Below are 19,869 nucleotides of genomic sequence, written 5' to 3' on the forward strand. Positions count from 1 at the left end.
TTGCCGGGGCGCCGGTATGGTCGAGGGGCGGCCGAAGCCAGTTGCGTTGGCTTCGGCCGCCCTTCCCCCTCACCCCGCCATCAGGAGGAACGTGAGCAACTGCGCCTCGGGCCGGGCGAACCGGTGCGCCGTCCGGCCCACATCGCCTACGACGTGATGGTCATGCAGGCGGGGCGTCAGCAGTTGCGGTACGAGATCAGGCTTGAGCCTTCACAGCCCGGATGAACGGAGCCCACGCGTCCGCCGGGAACACCAGCACCGGGCTGAGGCCGGCGAGCTTGCTGTCGCGGACGGGGACGACACCGCGGAGGTCGTCGGACACCTCGACGCAGCTGCCGCCCTCTCCGTTGCTGTACGAGGACTTCCGCCAGGACAAGCCGTTCACGTCTGCGTGCATGCCGCGTACTCCTCCGCCACCGACTCGATCAGGGTCAAGGACGCCTCCGGCGACAGCGCAGCGGCCCTGGCGAGATCGTATGTTTTCCAGTGGCGTTGGACCAGGGCCGGGTAATCGAGCAGCTGCCCGGCGTGAGGCCCTTCCGTATAGGCCACGTCCGGCGCATCGGCGAACTGCATGCTGGTCATCATCGAACCCGGGGCCCCGTGGGCACCGGCCGAGAACGGCACGACCTGCGCGGTGATCCGGTGGGCCCGGACGTACGACGAGATGTGGCGCAGCTGAGCGGCCATCACGGCAGGCCCCCGACCGCCGTCCGCAGCACCGACTCGTGCAGGACAACCCACACGCCGTTCTCCATCTGTCCGACGTACGACCCGGTGGTGAAGATCCGCTCGCCCAGCCCCTCCTGGGTCAGCCCGGCCGCCTCGCGTCGCCCCCGCAGTTCCTCGCGGGCGAACTCCTCCGGTGTCTGAGCTCCACCCTCGCCCTTCGGATCAGCCATGAGCCAACTCCCCGCTTCCGCAGTGCCCTCGCTCCACGAAAAGCGTAGTCCTCGCCACCCGGAGCAGGCAGCGGAACGCAATTGGTACGGCTACGGAACGCCACAGCGCCCGCCACCCCTGGTCGGGGACGTGGCGGGCGCTGTGTCAGAGTTCCGTACGCCGTTGTACGGACCGTATGAGGGGTCTCCCCGGAGGGAGGGGCGACGGGGTTACACCGTCAGCGAGCGGTCCGTCGGCTTGACCGGGTACGGCAGGGCGCTCGCGCCCGTCAGGAAGCGGTCCACGCCGCGGGCGGCCGAGCGGCCTTCCGCGATGGCCCAGACGATCAGCGACTGGCCGCGGCCCGCGTCACCGGCGACGAAGACGCCGTCCACGTTGGTCGCGTACGAGGCGTCGCGCTCGATGTTGCCGCGTGCGTCCAGCGCCAGGCCGAACTGCTGGACCAGGCCGTTGGCCTGGTCCGTGCCCGTGAAGCCCATCGCCAGGGTGACCAGCTGCGCGGGGAGGGCGCGCTCGGTGCCGGGCTTCTGGACGAGCTTGCCGTCGACGAACTCCACCTCGACGAGGTGCAGTGCCTTGACGTTGCCGTCCTCGTCGCCCTCGAAGTGGGTGGTGGAGACGGAGTAGACCCGCTCGCCGCCCTCCTCGTGCGCCGAGGTGACCTTGTACAGCATGGGGAACGTCGGCCACGGCTGGTTGGCGTTACGGTCCTCGCCGGGCTTCGGCATGATCTCCAGCTGCGTGACCGAGGCCGCGCCCTGCCGGTGGGCGGTGCCGACGCAGTCCGCGCCGGTGTCGCCGCCGCCGATGACGACCACGTGCTTGCCCTCGGCCGTGATGGGGGGCGCCATGAAATCGCCCTCCTGGACCTTGTTCGCGAGCGGCAGGTACTCCATCGCGAAGTGGATGCCGTTCAGCTCGCGCCCCGGGACCGGCAGGTCGCGGGAGACCGTGGCACCGGCCGCGACGACGACCGCGTCGAACCGCTTGCGCAGGTCGGTGGCCGTGATGTCGCGGCCGACCTCGACGCCGGTGCGGAACTTGGTGCCCTCCGCGCGCATCTGCTCGATGCGGCGGTTGATGTGCACCTTCTCCATCTTGAACTCGGGGATGCCGTAGCGCAGCAGGCCGCCGACACGGTCGGCGCGCTCGTACACCACGACGGTGTGCCCGGCCCGGGTCAGCTGCTGGGCCGCGGCGAGACCCGCCGGGCCGGAGCCGATGACGGCGGCCGTCTTGCCCGAGAGGCGCTCGGGCGCCTGCGGGGTGACGTTGCCGTTGTCCCATGCCTTGTCGATGATCGAGACTTCGACGTTCTTGATCGTGACGGCCGGCTGGTTGATGCCGAGCACGCAGGCGGATTCGCAGGGCGCCGGGCACAGCCGCCCGGTGAACTCCGGGAAGTTGTTCGTGGCGTGGAGACGCTCGGACGCGGCGCCCCAGTCCTCGCGGTACGCGTAGTCGTTCCACTCCGGGATCAGGTTCCCGAGCGGGCACCCGTTGTGGCAGAACGGGATGCCGCAGTCCATGCAGCGGCCGGCCTGCTTGCTGATGATCGGGAGCAGCGAGCCCGGGACGTAGACCTCGTTCCAGTCCTTCAGCCGGTCGGCCACGGGACGGGTACAGGCGGTCTCGCGCGGGGTGGTGAGGAAGCCCTTCGGGTCAGCCATGGGTCGCCGCCTCCATCATCTTCTCGGTGGTCTCGGACTCCGAGAGTCCGGCCAGCTCAGCGGCGTCCTTGGCGGCGAGCACTGCCTTGTACGTGGTCGGGATGATCTTGCTGAAGCGATCCGCCGCGACGGACCAGTCAGCCAGGAGCTTCGCGGCCACGGTCGAGCCGGTCTCCTCCTCGTGGCGGCGCACCACATCGTGCAGCCACTGCTTGTCCGTGTCGGACAGGGCGGTCTCGACGGCGCCGGCGTTGCCGACGTTGACGTTGTCCGGGTCGAGGTCGATGACGTACGCGACGCCGCCCGACATGCCGGCCGCGAAGTTGCGGCCCGTCTCGCCGAGGACGACCGCGTGTCCGCCGGTCATGTACTCGCAGCCGTGGTCGCCCACGCCTTCCGAGACGACCAGGGCGCCGGAGTTGCGGACGCAGAAGCGCTCGCCGGTACGGCCGCGCAGGAACATCTCGCCGCCGGTGGCCCCGTAACCGATGGTGTTGCCGGCGATGGTCGAGTACTCGGCCAGGTGGTCGGCGGCGCGGTCCGGGCGGACCACGATCCGGCCACCGGAGAGGCCCTTGCCGACGTAGTCGTTGGCGTCGCCCTCCAGGCGGAGGGTGATGCCCTTCGGCACGAAGGCGCCGAAGGACTGGCCGGCGCTGCCGGTGAAGGTCAGGTCGATGGTGTTGTCGGGCAGGCCCGCGCCACCGAACTTCTTGGTCACCCGGTGGCCGAGCATGGTGCCGACGGTCCGGTTGATGTTGCGGATCGCGACCTGGGCGCGGACCGGCTGGGCGCTCTCGGCGGAGTCGGCGTTCAGCGCGTCGGCCGCGAGCTCGATCAGCTCGTTGTCGAGGGCCTTCTCCAGGCCGTGGTCCTGCTCGATCAGGGCGTGGCGGACCGCGCCCTCGGGCAGCTCGGGCACGTAGAAGAGCGGCTCCAGGTCGAGGCCCTGCGCCTTCCAGTGCGTGACGGCCTTGCTGGTGTCGAGGAGCTCGGCGTGGCCGACGGCCTCCTCGATCGTGCGGAAGCCCAGCTCGGCGAGGAGCTCGCGCACCTCCTCCGCGATGAACTCGAAGAAGTTGACGACGAACTCGGGCTTGCCGGAGAACCGGTCGCGCAGGACCGGGTTCTGCGTGGCGATGCCGACCGGGCAGGTGTCCAGGTGGCAGACGCGCATCATGACGCAGCCGGAGACGACGAGCGGCGCGGTCGCGAAACCGAACTCCTCGGCGCCGAGCAGCGCGGCGATGACCACGTCGCGGCCGGTCTTGAGCTGGCCGTCCGTCTGGACCACGATGCGGTCGCGCAGCCCGTTGAGCAGCAGGGTCTGCTGGGTCTCGGCGAGGCCGAGCTCCCAGGGGCCGCCCGCGTGCTTCAGCGAGGTGAGCGGGGAGGCGCCCGTACCGCCGTCGTGGCCGGAGATGAGGACGACGTCCGCGTGCGCCTTGGAGACACCCGCGGCGACCGTACCCACGCCGACCTCGGACACGAGCTTCACGTGGATGCGCGCGGCCGGGTTGGCGTTCTTGAGGTCGTGGATCAGCTGAGCCAGGTCCTCGATGGAGTAGATGTCGTGGTGCGGCGGCGGGGAGATCAGGCCGACGCCCGGGGTGGAGTGCCGGGTCTTGGCGACCCACGGGTAGACCTTGTGGCCGGGCAGCTGGCCGCCCTCGCCGGGCTTGGCGCCCTGCGCCATCTTGATCTGGATGTCGTCCGCGTTGACCAGGTACTCGCTCGTCACGCCGAAGCGGCCGGAGGCGACCTGCTTGATGGAGGAGCGGCGCGCCGGGTCGTACAGGCGGTCCGGGTCCTCGCCGCCCTCACCGGTGTTGGACTTGGCGCCCAGCTGGTTCATGGCGATGGCGAGGGTCTCGTGCGCCTCCTTGGAGATGGAGCCGTACGACATGGCGCCGGTGGAGAAGCGCTTGACGATGTCGGCGACCGACTCGACCTCGTCGATGGAGATCGACGGGCGGTCCTCGCTCTTGAACCCGAACAGGCCGCGGAGCGTCATGAGGCGCTCGGACTGCTCGTTCACCCGGTCCGTGTACTGCTTGAAGATGTCGTAGCGGCGGCCGCGCGTCGCGTGCTGGAGACGGAAGACCGTCTCCGGGTCGAACAGGTGCGGCTCGCCCTCGCGGCGCCACTGGTACTCGCCGCCGATTTCCAGCGCGCGGTGCGTGGCCGCGATGCCGGAGGCCGGGTACGCCTTGGCGTGGCGCGCGGCCACCTCCTTGGCGATGACGTCCAGGCCGGCGCCGCCGATCTTGGTGGCGGTGCCCTGGAAGTACGCCCCGACGAACTCCTCGTTCAGGCCGACGGCCTCGAAGACCTGGGCGCCGCGGTAGGAGGCGACGGTGGAGATGCCCATCTTGGACATGACCTTCAGGACGCCCTTGCCGAGCGCGTAGATCAGGTTCTTGATGGCCTGCTCCGGCTCCAGGCCGGACAGGAAGGTACCGGCGCGCAGCAGGTCCTCGACGGACTCCATGGCGAGGTACGGGTTCACGGCCGCGGCGCCGTAGCCGATCAGCAGCGCGACGTGGTGGACCTCGCGGACGTCACCGGCCTCGACCAGCAGACCCACCTGGGTGCGCTGCTTGGTGGCGATGAGGTGGTGGTGCACGGCGGAGGTGAGCAGCAGCGACGGGATCGGCGCGTGCTCGGCGTCCGAGTGGCGGTCCGAGAGGACGATCAGGCGGGCGCCGGCCGCGATGGCCGCGTCCGCCTCGGTACGGATCTCCACGAGCCGCGCGGCGAGCGCCTCGGCGCCGCCCGAGACCCGGTAGAGGCCCGAGAGGGTGGCGGCCTTCATGCCCGGCATGTCGCCGTCGTGGTTGATGTGGATGAGCTTGGCCAGCTCGTCGTTGTCGATCACCGGGAAGGGCAGCGTGACGCTGCGGCAGGACGCGGCGGTCGGCTCCAGCAGGTTGGACTCCGGGCCGATCGAGGACAGCAGCGAGGTGACGAGCTCCTCGCGGATGGCGTCCAGCGGCGGGTTGGTGACCTGCGCGAAGAGCTGCGTGAAGTAGTCGAAGAGCAGCCGGGGGCGCTCGGACAGGGCCGCGATCGGGGAGTCCGTACCCATGGAACCGAGCGGCTCGCCGCCGGTACGGGCCATCGGCGCGAGGATGACGCGCAGCTCTTCCTCGGTGTAGCCGAAGGTCTGCTGGCGGCGGGTGACCGAGGCGTGGGTGTGCACGATGTGCTCACGCTCGGGCAGGTCCGACAGCTCGATCTCGCCGGTCTCCAGCCACTCCGCGTACGGGGCGGCCGCGGCCAGCTCGTTCTTGATCTCGTCGTCCTCGATGATCCGCTTCTGGGCGGTGTCGACGAGGAACATCCTGCCGGGCTGGAGGCGGCCCTTGCGGACGACCTTGGCCGGGTCGATGTCGAGCACGCCGACCTCGGAGCCGAGGACGACGAGGCCGTCGTCGGTGACCCAGTAGCGGCCGGGGCGCAGACCGTTGCGGTCGAGGACCGCGCCGACCTGGGTGCCGTCGGTGAAGGTGACGCAGGCCGGGCCGTCCCAGGGCTCCATCATCGTGGAGTGGTACTGGTAGAACGCGCGGCGGGCCGGGTCCATGGAGGTGTGGTTCTCCCACGCCTCCGGGATCATCATCAGCACGCTGTGCGGCAGCGACCGGCCGCCGAGGTGGAGCAGCTCCAGGACCTCGTCGAAGGAGGCCGAGTCGGAGGCGTCCGGGGTGCAGATCGGGAAGATCCGGTCCAGCACGCCGTCGCCGAAGACGTCCGACGCCAGCTGGGACTCGCGGGCCTTCATCCAGTTGCGGTTGCCCTTGACCGTGTTGATCTCGCCGTTGTGCGCGACGAAGCGGTACGGGTGGGCGAGCGGCCAGGACGGGAAGGTGTTCGTCGAGAACCGCGAGTGGACCAGGGCGAGCGTCGACGCGAAGCGGCGGTCGGAGAGGTCCGGGAAGAAGGGCTCCAGCTGGCCGGTGGTCAGCATGCCCTTGTAGACGATGGTGCGGGCGGAGAGCGACGGGAAGTACACGCCGGCCTCGCGCTCGGCGCGCTTGCGCAGCACGAAGGCCTTGCGGTCCAGCTCGATGCCGGTGCTCCCGTTGCTGACGAACAGCTGCGAGAAGGCGGGCATGGTGGCGCGGGCGCCGTTGCCGAGCAGGTCCGGGCTGACCGGGACCTCGCGCCAGCCGAGGACCGTCAGGTTCTCCTCGGTGGCGATGGCCTCGATCTGCTCCACGGCGACGGCCTGTGCGGCGGCGTCGGCGGGGAGGAAGGCGATGCCGACGGCGTACGCGCCGACCTCGGGAAGATCGAAACCGGCCACCTCGCGCAGGAAGGCGTCGGGCACCTGGGACAGGATTCCGGCACCGTCGCCCGAGTCCGGCTCGGAGCCGGTCGCGCCGCGGTGCTCAAGGTTCCGCAATACGGTCAGCGCCTGCTCAACGAGGGTGTGGGTCGCCTCGCCGGTGAGGTTCGCCACGAAACCGACGCCACAGGCGTCCTTCTCGTTGCGCGGGTCGTACATGCCCTGCTGGGCGGGGCGACCGTCCATGGGCGACCAGGCGGTGGTGCTGAGGCCGGTCGCGGAGTGCGTGGATGCGGAACGCATCGGCTCTCCCGTCGTCGTCGTGGCATATGTGCATAGCCGAGGGACGACGTTGGCCCTCTGCGAAATTTCGTGCAGATTACATGATGACGACTATCCCGAGAACTGGATATGCCATTCCAACATGCGGACACTGCGCGAGGCAGAAAAGGGGGACCTTCGGGAACGTTTCACGGTTTCACGGGAACGAAGGTCCGGACGCGAGGCGGGCATCATTGCCCGGGCGCCATGGTGTGATGCCCGGCGGACACGCGATCGAAACCGCCGGGTAACGGACTACTTATGTTGCGTACCGCATAGTGTCTCACTCCGCGCCCGGTCAGCCTATGGCTCCGCCGATCCAGGTTCCCAGGACGTACGTCACACCGGCGGCCGCACCACCCAGCCCGAGCTGGCGCAGACCGCTGAACCACCAGGACCGGGCCGTGACCCGCGAGACGACCGCGCCGCAGGCGAAGAGCCCGGCCAGCGCCAGCAGCACCGCCGGCCACAGGGACGTGGCACCGAGCAGGTACGGCAGTACGGGGAGCAGCGCGCCCAGGGCGAAGGAGCCGAAGGACGAGACGGCGGCGACGAGCGGCGAGGGCAGGTCGTCGGGGTCGATCCCGAGCTCCTCGCGGGCGTGTATCTCCAGCGCCTGCTCGGGATCGCGGGACAGCTGCATGGCGACCTCGCGGGCGAGCGCGGGCTCGACGCCGCGGGAGACGTAGAGCTCGGCCAGCTCCTCCATCTCGTCGACCGGATGCTTGCGCAACTGCTGGCGCTCCACGTCCAGTTCGGCGAGGACCAGCTCACGCTGGGAGGCGACGGAGGTGTACTCGCCGGCCGCCATGGAGAAGGCGCCGGCCGCCAGGCCGGCCAGGCCGGTGATCACGATGGTGGCCGGGGCCACGGCGCCGCCGGCCACACCGGTCATCAGCGCGAGGTTGGAGACGAGCCCGTCCATCGCGCCGAAGACGGCCGGCCGCAGCCACCCGCCGTTGACGTCACGGTGGGTGTGGTTGTCACGGTGGGCGGTGTGCAGCGGTGCTTCGATGTCGATGATGGACATACGGATATCTCCCCATTTGTGCGAACGGGTGCCGCGAGACACCCCGCTCCCCCTGAACACCTCGAAACTACGCACGATTTCTGCCGCCCGCCAGCAAGGAAGGCCGTACTTACCTGGGGTTTTGGGGGTCGGCGACCGGGTGACGGGGGTGTTCGCGCGGTGTTTCGCAACGAGCGACAAACCGTATGCCATGGCACAAATCCCCCAAGGGCTCAATATGAGTCCCACCAAGTGGAGAGGCTCGCCATGGAGCTGATTGCATGCAATCCGCAGGTCCTCCTCGAACGGGCCAGGGGCGCTCTTCTGGGCCTCGCGGTGGGCGACGCGCTGGGCGCCCCCGCGGAGAACATGAAGCCGTCGGAGATCCGGGCGAAGTGGGGCCGCATCGAGGGTTTCGTGTCGGAGGACCCGGCGGGCACGGACGACACCGAGTACGCGATCTTCTCGGGGCTGCTGCTGGCCCGGCACGGCTCGGCGCTGACCGTCTCCCACGTGGAGCGGGCGTGGCACCACTGGATCGCCGACCTGGACGAGGGCCCGTTCCGCGGCGCGGGCTTCTCGGAGCGCGGCACCCTGGAGAACCTCCGCCGGGGCCTGGCGGCACCCATCTCGGCCCAGCACCGGCACGCGTGGAGCGACGGCCTGGCGATGCGGGCGGCCCCCTTCGGCGTCTTCGCGGCCGGCCGCCCCGCGGAGGCCGCGCGGCTCGTCGCCATCGACGGCTGCGTCAGCCACGACGGCGAGGGCATCTACGGCGGCCAGGCGGTGGCGGCGGGCGTGGCCGCGGCCATGGCGGGCGGCAGCCCCGCGTCGGTGGTCTCCGCCGCCCTGTCGGTCATCCCCTCCGACTCCTGGACGGCCCGCTCGCTGCGCCGGGCCGTCACCGCCGCCCCGCGCGGCGAACGGGCCGTGCGGTCGGCGGTCGTCATCGGCGGCTACCCGTGGACGGACCTGGCGCCCGAAGCCGTGGGCCTGGCCTTCGGCGCCTTCGCCGCGTGCCGGGGCGATTTCCCCACCTCGGTCCTGACCGCGGTCAACATGGGCCGCGACGCGGACACCACCGCGGCGGTGGCGGGCGCCCTGGCCGGCGCGATGTCGGGCGCCCCCGCGATCCCCGCCGACTGGGCCTCGGCCATCGGGCCGGTGCGCGGCAGCTGCCTCCCCTCGATGCGGGGCTACCACGTCCTGGACATCGCGGACCTCCTCACACCGGAAAACGAGGGCCCCCGATGACCCCCACCCCGTTCAGCCCGGACACGATCCCCGCCCCGCCGGACCCGCCCGCGCCCCGCGCCTTCGCACCCCCCGCGGCATCCCCTCCGGGCACGCGGGCCACCGGGCCGGCCCCAGGTACCCCGGACGTCGCCGCCCCTGCCGTGGGGGACACGTCCGGCCCCCGCCGGATCGAGGGGCTGCTCCTCGGACTCGCCGCGGGCGACGCCGCCGGGTGGCCCGCAGCCCGGCACCGCGCCAGCCGGATGCCCGAATGGACCCGCCGCCTGACCCGCGAGCTCGACACCTTCGCCGAGCAGAACGCCACCACCACCCTCCCCGTCCCCATCGCCCTCAACCAGCCGCCCGAACCCCTGCGCCTCGGCCCCTCCGACGACGCCGAGTGGGCCGCCTTCGTCGCCGAGTCCGTGCTCACCGCCGCCGGCGTCCTGCTCAGCGACCTCTCCCGGTCCAGGAGGATGCGCGCCGCCATCGACCTCGCCTGGAACGCCCTCGCCTCCGAAGTGGCCGCCGCGGCGGAACGCGCGCCCGAGGTCGAGTCCGCCGTCCTGCCCCTGCGCGCCCGGATCTCCGTCCGCGCCGGCCTCGGCAACCTCGCCACAGGCCTGCGCCCGCCCGCCACCGGCCACGACAACCCGCACTTCTTCGACGACGCCGCCTGCGTCCGCGCCTGCGTCCTCGCCGTCGTCCACCCCGGCGACGCCCGCGCGGCGGCCGACCTCGCCGAGTTCGACGCCCGCTACACCCAGGACGGCGACGGCGTCCACGGCGCCCGCGCCATGGCCGCCGCCCTCGCGACCGCCCTCGCCGGCGCGGACGTCGACGCCGCCGTCGACGCCGCCCTCGCACAGCTCCCCGGGACGACCGAGATCGGCCGCAACGCCCGGCACGCCGTCAAGCTCGCCCGTACCCAGACGGAGGGCGGCGGCGCCTTCGCCATCGTCCCCGTCCTCGAACACGAGATCGTCGACCACGTCTACAGCTACGGGATCGCCGCCGCCGAGACCGTCCCCGTGGCGCTCGCCCTGGCCACCGCCGCCCGCGGCAGGACGGCCGAAGCGGTCCCGGCCGCCGCCTGCCTGTCGCGCGTCGCGGACTCCGCCCCCGCCCTCGCCGGCGCGCTCACCGGCGCCCTCGGCGGCGGCGACTCGATCCCCACCGCCTGGCGGGAGGCCTGCCGCACCCTGTCCGGCTGCACCCTCCCCCGCCTCGCCGGCACCGATCTCGTGGAACTCGCCGCGCTCCTCGCTCGCACGGAACTCACCTCACCCAAGGGATGATTCGGACATGACGCTCACGTTGGAGGACCGGGCCTGCGGCGCTCTCGTCGGAGCCGCCGTCGGCGACGCGCTCGGCGGCCCGGTGGAGGGCTGGAGCCCGGACCAGATCCTGGAACGGCACGGCGGCCGGGTGCACGGCATCGTCGGCCCCTGGCACGAGGACTGGCGCACGGCCCGCCCGATCGCCCCGTACCACAAGGGAGATGGCCACGTCACCGATGACACCCTCATGACGCACGCCCTGGTAAGGGTCTACGAGACGGTACGGGACCACCTGGACGCCTACGCGGTCGCGGACCACCTGGTGCCGGACCTGATGACCAACCCGCGGTGGATCCCGGAGCTGGAGGCCGAAGCCCTCCCGCTCCAGCGGATCTTCCTCGCCGAGAAGTGGATCGTGACCCGGCTGCACTACGCGCACGCCGACCCGCGCGAGGCAGGCAGCGGCAACATCGTCAACTGCGGTGCGGCGATGTACATGGCGCCGGTGGGGATCGTCAACGCGGGCAACCCGGCGGGCGCGTACGCGGAGGCCCTGGACATCGCCGGCGCGCACCAGTCCTCGTACGGGCGGGAGGCGGCGGGCGTGTTCGCGGCGGCCGTGGCGGCCGCGTGCGTCCCCGGGGCCACGGCCGCCTCGGTGGTGGACACCGCGCTGTCCCTCGCGAAGGACGGCACGCGCGAGGCCGTCTCCGCGGTGTGCGAAGTCGCCTCCCGCCACCGGGACTTCGAGTCGGCGCTGGCACCGCTGCGCACGGCGGTGGCCCCGTACGACTCGGTCGGCCCGGACTACCGCGCCCCCTCGCTCGGCGCCCGCCGCCCGTCCCGCCTCCACTCCATCGAGGAACTCCCGGTCGCCCTCGGCATGCTGCTGATCGCGGACGGGGGGTACGAGACCTCCGTGCTCGGAGCGGTCAACTACGGCCGGGACTGCGACTCCATCGCCACGATGGCGGGCGCGATCGCCGGGGCCCTGGGCGGCGAGGCCGCGGTCCCGGCCGCCTGGGCCAAGCAGGTCGCCGAGGCCAGCCGCCTCGACCTGCACGCCCCGGCCAGGTCCCTGGCCGCCGTGGCCCGCGAGGTCTTCGCCCGCGACCGCTCCCGCCGCCGCTCCCACGAGTCGGCCTTCACCGCGATCTCGACCCCCCGATGACCCCGCCCTGCCCGGACCAGCCCGCGCCGGTACGGCTCACCTGGGCGCAGCCCGAGGACCTCGTCGGGCACGAGCTGCGCCAGGCGGCCGAGGACGGCCGGGATCCCGGGCCCGCGCTGCGGGTCTGGCTGGCGGCGGGCGGCCACCCGGCGCCGGCCCGGGCCGGCGCCTCCCCCGCCCCCGCGCCACCCGAGCTCCGCGCCCTGGCCTCCCGCATCCTGGACGAGCTGGCCGCCCTCCCGTCCCCGGCGGCCGCCACCGAGCCGCAGTCCTGGAACGCCATCCGCGCCACCTGGCTCCCGGACCCGCGGGGAACGCCCGGCGGCTCCACGGCCCGGGAGCCCACCGCCCCGGGGCCTGCGGTCCTGCCCCCGGCCCCGGAAGCGGCGCCGGCGGGGCGGGACCCCCGTCTGCGGACCCGGCTGGAGGCCGCCTGGCTGGGGCGGGCCGTCGGCTGCCTTCTCGGCAAGCCCGTCGAGAAGCTGCCCCTCCACGGGATCCGGGCACTGGCCCGTGCCGCGGGCAACTGGCCGCTGAACGACTGGTTCACGGCCCGCGGCGTGCCGCCGGAGGTACTGGCCGCGTACCCGTGGAACCGCCGCTCCGCCCCCACCTCCCTCGCCGAGAACATCGACGGCATGCCCGAGGACGACGACCTCAACTACCCCCTCCTCGGCCTGCTCCTGCTCCGGCGCCACGGCAAGGGCTTCACCACCGACGAGGTCGCCCGGCTCTGGCTCGACGAACTGCCCGCCGGGCGGACCTTCACCGCCGAGCGCGTCGCCTACCGCAACCTCCTCCTCGGGCTGGAGCCGCCCGCCACCGCCACCCACCACAACCCCTTCCGCGAGTGGATCGGCGCCCTCATCCGCGCCGACGTGCACGGCTGGACCAACCCCGGCGACCCGGCCGCCGCCGCGGCCCAGGCCTACCGCGACGCCGCCTTGACCCACACCGGCAACGGCGTCTACGCCGCCCTCTTCATCGCCGCCGCCACCGCGCGGGCCGCCACCGGCCGGGCCGACGTCCACACCGCGCTCCGGGCCGGGCTGGCCGTCGTACCGCCCCGCTCACGCCTCGCCGAGGCCGTCCGCTTCGGGATCGCCGCCGCCGCCGAACCCGACTTCGACCGCGTCGTCGACCGCCTGCACGCCCGCTACGGCCACTACCACTGGGTGCACGCCGTCCCCAACACCGCCCTCATCGCCGCCGCCCTCACCCACGCCGACGGCGACTTCACCCGCTCCGTGTGCCGCGCCGTCTCCGGCGGCTGGGACACCGACTCCAACGGCGCCACCGCCGGCGCCCTCGCCGGACTCCTCGCCGGCTCCCCGGACGCCATCCCGCACCGCTGGACCGCACCCCTCAAGAACCGTCTGGCCACCACCGTCCCCGGATTCGACGGCGTCGGCTTCGACGCCCTCGCCGACCTCACCCACCGGCTCACCGCACAGGAGGCAGCACGCTCATGACGGCCATCGCCGTGCTCGGCAGTACGAACATGGACCTCGTCGCCTACGTCCCCAAAGCCCCCCGCCTCGGCGAGACCGTCACCGGCCGCGCCTTCCGCACCGTCCCCGGCGGCAAGGGCGCCAACCAGGCCGTCGCCGCCGCCCGCTGCGGCGGGAAGGTGGTGATGATCGGCGCGGTCGGGGCGGACGAGTTCGGCGTACGGCTGCGCTCCGCGCTCACCGCCGCCGGGATCGACACCGCGGCCCTGCGCACCGTCGAGGGCGCCAGCGGCACCGCCCACATCACCGTGGACGACGAGGGCGGCAACAGCATCATCGTCATCCCCGGCGCGAACGCCACCGTCACCGGCCTGGAGTCGGGGGACGAGTCCCGGATCGCCGCCGCGGGCACCCTCCTCCTCCAGCTCGAACTCCCGCTGCGGGCCGTCCTCGCCGGGGCCCTCGCCGCCCGGTCGCGCGGCGTCCGTACGGTCCTCACCCCGGCCCCGGTACAGCCGCTGCCGGCCGAACTCCTCGCCGCCACCGACCTCCTGGTCCCCAACGAGCACGAGGCCGCCGCGCTCACCGGCCTCACCGACCCCCGCCAGGCCGCCGAGGCCCTGCTGGAGGACGTGCCCGAGGTGGTGATCACCCTCGGCGCGGCCGGAGTCCTGTACGCCGCACGCGGCCGGGAGCCGCTGACCGTGCCCGCGCCCGGGGTCCGGGCCGTGGACACGACCGCCGCCGGGGACACCTTCGTCGGCGCCCTCGCCGTGGCCCTCGGCGAGGGCCGGTCCATGCCCGAGGCGCTGCGCTGGGCCTGCGCGGCGGCCGCGCTCTCCGTCCAGCGGCCCGGCGCCCAGGACTCCATGCCGACCCGCGCCGAGACCGACGCCTTCGCCGGGCCACGGCCCGCAGCCCGGCCCGGAGCCGCCTCGTGACGACCGCCGGGCCCCTGGAAGGGCTCCGCGTCCTCGACCTCGCCACCCTCTTCGCCGGGCCGCTGGCCGCCACCCTGCTCGGCGACTTCGGCGCCGAGGTCGTCAAGGTCGAGCACCCCGGCCGTCCCGACCCCTCCCGGGGCCACGGCCCCGCCAAGGGCGGCGTCGGCCTGTGGTGGAAGCTGCTCGGCCGGAACAAGCGGACGATGACCCTCGATCTGTCCACCCCCGGCGGCCGGGACACCCTGCTGCGGCTGGCCGCCACCGCCGACGTCGTCATCGAGAACTTCCGCCCCGGCACCCTGGAGAAGTGGGGCCTGGGCTGGCCCGAGCTGTCCGCCGCCAACCCGCGGCTGGTCCTGGCCCGCGTCACGGCCTTCGGCCAGCAGGGCCCGTACGCCCGCCGCCCCGGCTTCGGCACCCTCGCCGAGGCGATGAGCGGCTTCGCCGCGATCACCGGGGAGCCGGACGGGCCGCCGACCCTGCCGCCCTTCGGGCTCGCGGACTCGATCGCCGCGCTGACCACCGCGTACGCCGTGATGACCGCGCTCGCGGGCCGCGACCGCACCGGGCACGGGCAGGTCGTCGACCTGGCCATCATCGAGCCGATCCTGACGGTGCTGGGCCCGCACCCGCTCTGGTACGACCAGCTCGGCTACGTCCAGCCGCGCACCGGCAACCGGTCCACCAACAACGCCCCCCGCAACACCTACCGCAGCGCGGACGGCCGCTGGCTGGCGGTGTCCACCTCCGCCCAGTCCGTCGCGGAGCGCGTGCTGCGGCTGGTCGGCCGGGACGAGCTGATCGCCGAGCCCTGGTTCGCGACCGGCTCCGGGCGGGCGGCCCACGCGCACGTCCTGGACGAGGCGGTCGGCGGCTGGATCGGCCGTCACAAGGCGGAGGAGGTCGTCACCGCCTTCGAGGAGGCCGAGGCGGCCGTCGCCCAGGTCTACGACGTCCGGGACGTGATGGCCGATCCCCAGTTCGCGGCCCTGGACACGGTCACGGAGGTCGAGGACCCCGAGCTCGGCCCGATCCGGATGCAGAACATCCTCTTCCGGCTCTCCGAGACCCCCGGCGGGATCCGCTGGGCCGGCCGCCCGCACGGCGCGGACACCGACGAGGTCCTGACCGAGCTCGGCCTGACCCGGGCCGAGATCACCGCTCTGCGCACCGAGGGGGCGCTGTGATCCTGACCTGGCTGTACGCGCCGGGCGACCGTCCCCAGGTGGTGGCCAAGGCCCTGGGCTGCGGGGCGGACGCCGTCATCGTGGACCTGGAGGACGCGGTACCGGCCTCCCGCAAGGAGTACGCCCGCGCGGCGACCGCCGAGCTGCTCGCCGGCCGGCCCCCGGTCCCCGTCCACGTCCGCGTCAACGCGATCGACTCCCCCTGGGGCGGCGCCGACCTCAACGCCCTCGCCGGGCTGCACGGCCTGGCGGGACTGCGGCTTCCCAAGGTCAACGCCCCGGACCAGATCGTCGCCGCCGCCGTGCGCACCGGCGGGGTGAGCCTGCACGCCCTGCTCGAATCGGCGGTGGGCGTGGAACGCGCGTACGAGATCGCCCGCGCGCACCCCGCCCTGCGCGGGCTCTCCCTCGGCGAGGCGGACCTGCGGGCCGACCTGGCAGTCAGCGCGGAGACGGGCCTGGACTGGTGCCGCTCCCGGGTGGTGGTGGCGGCCCGCGCGGCCGGCCTCGCGCCCCCGGCCCAGTCGGTGTTCCCCGACATCCGGGACCTGGAGGCGCTGGCCGTCTCCTGCGCGCGCGGCCGCTCGCTCGGCTTCCTCGGCCGGGCGGCGATCCACCCCCGTCAGCTGCCGGTGATCGAGCAGGCCTACCTCCCCGGGCCCGAGGAGGTCACGGCCGCACAGGAGGTGCTGAGCGCCGCGCGGGCCACCCCGGGGGCGCTGGCCCTGCCCGACGGCCGGTTCGTGGACCCGGCCGTCGTGGCGGCGGCCCACCGCACCCTGGCCCTGTCGCGGCGGATGGCTACGCGTTGAGCGCCGACCAGAGCCACTGGCCGCCGACCCGGACGTAGAGCCGCTTGTTGACGGAGTCCACCGCCATGGTGCCGTCCAGCGGCTGGCGGGTGAAGGAGGCGTCGGTGACCGGCCCGGGCACCAGCCGCAGGGGCGGGTTCGGCGCGTTCTTGACCGGGACCGTGCCGGTCGCCTGGGCGCCGAGGGTGCCGTAGCTGTTCTCCACGCGGAAGTCGCCGGTGGACGACTGCTCGTAGTAGATGTGGGTGCCGGTGGGCGCGGTGCCGTAGAGCCCGACGACGTTGCGCAGCACGGCGGTGGAACCGGGACCCGAGTAGAGCGCCACGCCCGCGTTGACGGTGGCCTTGTCCCGGTTGGCGATGACCACGTTCTCCAGCGCGCTGGAGCTCGCCGCCCAGCTGATGATGTTGCGCGCGGTGGCCGGGGTGCCCGCCGCGAAGTCGCCGGCGTAGCAGTAGATGTTGGTGGCGTAGACGTGCTTGCAGCCCGCGTCGGTCTTCAGGTGCGGACCGCCCTGCATCCGGGAGGTCTCGAACTTGCAGTCCGTGAGGTAGACGCCGTTGGGGTTGTTGGTGGTGACCGCGCCCTGGCCGATCCACAGGGCACCGGTACCGAAGGCCTCCAGGCGGCACCCGGTGAAGTGGATCTGGTTGATGTTGTCCTTGCTGTGGCCCCAGGCGCCCTCGGTGGCGGAGGAGGCGTTGCGCAGCCAGACGTTGGGCTGGGTGGTGCTGCCGGTGGTGCCGGTGCAGTCCTCGATGACCAGGTTGTAGAAGCGGGAGTCCCAGAACTCCACGGCGTCGATGCACATGTCGTTGTTCGATGACATGAACACGTCGCGGAAGTAGGAGTTGTTGTTGTAGTAGAGCTCCAGCAGCAGGCCGGTCTTGCGGTTGCCGTTGAACCCGAGGTTCTCGACGGAGCAGTAGCGGCGATGGGTGGCGCCGGTGGAGTAGGCCGCTCCGGTGCCGGACATCCGCAGGAGGATGCCGTCGCCGCCCTTGATCAGCGTGGAGGCCTTGGCCCCGGCGCCCGCGAGGCGGATGCCGTCCGCCTTGACGGCCAGGGCCGGCGCCCCGGCCGCGGGCTTGACCAGGTACTTCCCGACGGGGAAGTACACGGTGCCGCCGCCGGCCGCGGCCGCCGCGTCGAGGGCGCGCTGGACGGCCGCGGTGTCGTCGGTGGAGCCGTCGCCGACCGCGCCGTGGCCCTTCACGTCGAACCAGTCGGGCGTTCCCGCGGCCGTGGCCGCCGCGGCGGCCGTCCCGCCGCCGGACATCACCGCGGCCCCGGCCAGCCCGGCCACGGCTCCCGTCAGCAGTGCCCGGCGGGCGGTCTTCGGCTGTTCGGTCATGGTCTCCCCCTGATGATCAACAGACATCGGGGTTGATCATGCCAGGCGGCTCCGACAACGAGAGGGGGGTGCCGCGCGGTACGCGGCACCCCCCTCCAGCGACCCTTCGGGTCAGCGCTTCCCGGCCCCGGGAGCCTCGCCCTCGGCGCGCTCGGCGTCAGCCGACGGCGCCGCCCCGGCCTGCGCGCCCTTCGTCAGGACGGCCGCCTTCGCCTCGGCGGTCTCCGGCTTCGCCGGGTCCCCGGAGGCAGCCACGGCCTCGCCGTCCTTCGGCTCCGTCCCGGCAGGGACGTCGGTGCCCTTGCCCTCGGCGCCCGAGGCATCGGAACCGGTGTCCGGTTCGACGACCTCCTCGCGGCCCGGCCGCAGCTTCGCCGACAGCACCAGGTAGACCACGGCCAGCACGAAGACGACGATCGAGGTCCACACGTTCAGCCGGAGGCCCAGGATGTGGTGCGCCTCGTCGACCCGCATGTACTCGATCCAGCCGCGGCCCACGCAGTACGCGGCCACGTACAGGGCGAACGCCCGGCCGTGTCCGAGCGTGAAGCGGCGGTCGGCCCAGATCACCAGCAGGGCGACGCCGACGCACCACAGCGACTCGTACAGGAAGGTCGGGTGGTAGGTGCCCGCGACCCGGTTCGGGGCCTCGCTGATCTCCACCGCCCACGGCAGGTCGGTGGCCCTGCCGTACAGCTCCTGGTTGAACCAGTTGCCCCAGCGGCCGCAGGCCTGGGCCAGCGCGATGCCGGGGGCCAGGGCGTCCGCCCAGGCCGGAAGCGGGATGCCGCGCAGCCGGCAGCCGATCCAGGCTCCGACCGCGCCCAGCGCGATCGCACCCCAGATGCCGAGGCCGCCCTCCCAGATCTTGAAGGCGTCGACCCAGTTGCGGCCCTCGCCGAAGTAGAGCTGGTAGTCGGTGATCACGTGGTAGAGGCGACCGCCGACAAGGCCGAACGGCACCGCCCACACGGCGATGTCCGCGACGGTGCCGGGCTTGCCGCCGCGCGCGATCCACCGCTTGTTGCCGAGCCAGACGGCGACGAAGACGCCGATGATGATGCAGAACGCGTAGCCGCGGAGCGGGATCGGTCCGAGATGGATCACGCCGGTCGACGGACTGGGGATGTAAGCAATGTCCATGGCAGACCCGACGCTACCTTGCCGGACGGGCACCACCGCAACCCGCCCGGCAAGCCGAAACCAAATCCACACCTGCCCCAGGCGTCGCTCAGCGCTCCCCGGGCCCTGACGAGGCACTCTTCGACGGCGTCCTCGACGGGGTCCTCGACGACGCCTTCGACCCCGTCCCGGGGCCGCCGGCCGGGGACGCCGACGGCGAGGAGACGCCCTTGGCCTTGGCCTCCACCTGCTCCTTCAGCTTCTGCGGGGTCACCGGATGGGCCTGGTCGGCGAAGATGTCCTTGCCGTCCAGCAGCACGCTCGGGGTGCCCCGGAACTTCCCGGCGGCGAAGGCCTCGTGCGATTTGGCCACCCACGCGTTGTGCGTGCCGTCCTCGACGCACTTGCGGAACGCGGGGGTGTCCAGCCCGTCCACCTTGCCGGCCAGTTCCAGCAGCTTGGCGTTCTTCCCGTAGGCGTCGTCGACCTCCTGCGGCTGGTTCTGGAAGAGGACGTCGTGGTACTCCGCGAACTTGCCGGCGTCCTGCGCGCAGGCCGCTGCGTTCGCCGCTTTCAGCGATCCGCTGCCGCCCATGTTGCCGTCGATGAGCGTGACCAGGTGGTAGTCGACCTTGAGGAGCCCCGCGGCCTCCAGCTCGTGGACGGTGGCCCGGTAGTTGTCCTCGAAGGACTTGCAGGCGGGGCAGCGGAAGTCCTCCCACACGGTCAGGGTGGACTTGGCCTCGTCCTTGCCCGTACGGATGGCCAGCGCGTCCTTGCCGGTGGCCCCGGAGGGGGCGACCACCGGTCCCGCCTTGCCCGCACCGCCGTCCTTGCCGCTGTTGGCCGCGATCAGGCCGACGACGGCGGCCAGGCCGAGCACGCCGACCACCGCCGCCGACACGACGAGGGTCCGCCGGCGCTTGTCCCGGGTCTTCTGCCGCTCGCGCTCCACGAGGAGTCGCTCCCGGGCCGATCGTTTCGTCGCATCGCGGTTCGCACCGTCGTTCTTCTCGCTCACGTTCGGCCAAACGAAGCGGGGAGGCACTCGCGTGCCTCCCCGCTCCCACTTCCACCCGATCGGGCTACTGGGGGCACCTCCCAGCGTTAGCTGGGGG

Annotated in this window: 16 protein-coding genes; 7 read left to right on the forward strand and 9 right to left on the reverse strand. The window is 72.7% G+C overall.

The window, feature by feature from the left end; genetic code table 11:
• Positions 1-196: 196 nt before the first annotated feature.
• From OG737_RS06480 to OG737_RS06505, 6 genes are all read right to left on the reverse strand, one after another.
• Entirely contained in the window at positions 197-397 is a 201-nt protein-coding gene (locus OG737_RS06480; RefSeq protein WP_328925173.1) for a DUF397 domain-containing protein, read from the reverse strand.
• Complete coding sequence (locus OG737_RS06485; RefSeq protein WP_405921274.1) at positions 382-690, reverse strand: Scr1 family TA system antitoxin-like transcriptional regulator; 309 nt, start codon at positions 688-690, stop codon at positions 382-384. The genes OG737_RS06480 and OG737_RS06485 overlap by 16 nt, the downstream gene beginning before the upstream one ends.
• Positions 690-902: a helix-turn-helix transcriptional regulator gene (locus tag OG737_RS06490; RefSeq protein ID WP_328925175.1), complete on the reverse strand. Its 213-nt coding sequence runs from the start codon at positions 900-902 to the stop codon at positions 690-692. Before OG737_RS06490 ends, OG737_RS06485 begins: the two co-directional genes overlap by 1 nt.
• A gap of 210 nt (positions 903-1,112) precedes the next feature.
• On the reverse strand, positions 1,113-2,573 hold the full coding sequence (locus tag OG737_RS06495; protein ID WP_328925176.1) for a glutamate synthase subunit beta: 1,461 nt from the start codon (positions 2,571-2,573) through the stop codon (positions 1,113-1,115).
• Complete coding sequence (gltB, locus tag OG737_RS06500) at positions 2,566-7,167, reverse strand: glutamate synthase large subunit (protein ID WP_328925177.1); 4,602 nt, start codon at positions 7,165-7,167, stop codon at positions 2,566-2,568. Before gltB ends, OG737_RS06495 begins: the two co-directional genes overlap by 8 nt.
• Before the next feature lie 316 nt (positions 7,168-7,483).
• Positions 7,484-8,215, reverse strand: coding sequence for a VIT1/CCC1 transporter family protein (locus OG737_RS06505; RefSeq protein ID WP_328925178.1), 732 nt, complete (start codon positions 8,213-8,215; stop codon positions 7,484-7,486).
• A gap of 246 nt (positions 8,216-8,461) precedes the next feature.
• Here OG737_RS06505 and OG737_RS06510 point away from each other — a divergent pair, with 246 nt between their 5' ends.
• The 7 genes from OG737_RS06510 to OG737_RS06540 are packed head-to-tail and all read left to right on the forward strand — an operon-like array spanning position 8,462 to position 16,275.
• Complete coding sequence (locus OG737_RS06510) at positions 8,462-9,448, forward strand: ADP-ribosylglycohydrolase family protein (protein ID WP_328925179.1); 987 nt, start codon at positions 8,462-8,464, stop codon at positions 9,446-9,448.
• Entirely contained in the window at positions 9,445-10,728 is a 1,284-nt protein-coding gene (locus OG737_RS06515; protein ID WP_328925180.1) for an ADP-ribosylglycohydrolase family protein, read from the forward strand. Before OG737_RS06510 ends, OG737_RS06515 begins: the two co-directional genes overlap by 4 nt.
• 7 nt (positions 10,729-10,735) lie before the next feature.
• Complete coding sequence (locus OG737_RS06520) at positions 10,736-11,881, forward strand: ADP-ribosylglycohydrolase family protein (RefSeq protein ID WP_328925181.1); 1,146 nt, start codon at positions 10,736-10,738, stop codon at positions 11,879-11,881.
• Positions 11,878-13,353 (forward strand): ADP-ribosylglycohydrolase family protein, encoded by a 1,476-nt coding sequence (locus OG737_RS06525; RefSeq protein WP_328925182.1) that lies wholly within the window; start codon positions 11,878-11,880, stop codon positions 13,351-13,353. The genes OG737_RS06520 and OG737_RS06525 overlap by 4 nt, the downstream gene beginning before the upstream one ends.
• Complete coding sequence (gene rbsK, locus OG737_RS06530) at positions 13,350-14,273, forward strand: ribokinase (RefSeq protein ID WP_405921275.1); 924 nt, start codon at positions 13,350-13,352, stop codon at positions 14,271-14,273. Before OG737_RS06525 ends, rbsK begins: the two co-directional genes overlap by 4 nt.
• Positions 14,270-15,463: a CoA transferase gene (locus OG737_RS06535; RefSeq protein ID WP_328925184.1), complete on the forward strand. Its 1,194-nt coding sequence runs from the start codon at positions 14,270-14,272 to the stop codon at positions 15,461-15,463. The genes rbsK and OG737_RS06535 overlap by 4 nt, the downstream gene beginning before the upstream one ends.
• Positions 15,460-16,275 carry a CoA ester lyase gene (locus OG737_RS06540; RefSeq protein ID WP_328925185.1) on the forward strand — a complete coding sequence of 272 codons (816 nt, stop codon included), beginning with the start codon at positions 15,460-15,462 and terminating at the stop codon, positions 16,273-16,275. The genes OG737_RS06535 and OG737_RS06540 overlap by 4 nt, the downstream gene beginning before the upstream one ends.
• On the opposite strand, the gene OG737_RS06545 is transcribed toward OG737_RS06540, so the two are convergent.
• From OG737_RS06545 to OG737_RS06555, 3 genes are all read right to left on the reverse strand, one after another.
• The gene (locus OG737_RS06545; RefSeq protein WP_405921276.1) at positions 16,265-17,629 is read right to left on the reverse strand and encodes a glycosyl hydrolase family 28-related protein; all 1,365 of its coding nucleotides are present in this window, start codon (positions 17,627-17,629) and stop codon (positions 16,265-16,267) included. The genes OG737_RS06540 and OG737_RS06545 overlap by 11 nt on opposite strands.
• 111 nt (positions 17,630-17,740) lie before the next feature.
• Positions 17,741-18,772 (reverse strand): prolipoprotein diacylglyceryl transferase, encoded by a 1,032-nt coding sequence (lgt, locus tag OG737_RS06550; RefSeq protein ID WP_405921277.1) that lies wholly within the window; start codon positions 18,770-18,772, stop codon positions 17,741-17,743.
• An 88-nt stretch (positions 18,773-18,860) separates the two neighbouring features.
• Entirely contained in the window at positions 18,861-19,772 is a 912-nt protein-coding gene (locus OG737_RS06555; protein WP_405921278.1) for a DsbA family protein, read from the reverse strand.
• Positions 19,773-19,869 lie beyond the last annotated feature (97 nt).

This window comes from Streptomyces sp. NBC_00122 (genome assembly GCF_045160845.1).
Classification (GTDB): domain Bacteria; phylum Actinomycetota; class Actinomycetes; order Streptomycetales; family Streptomycetaceae; genus Streptomyces.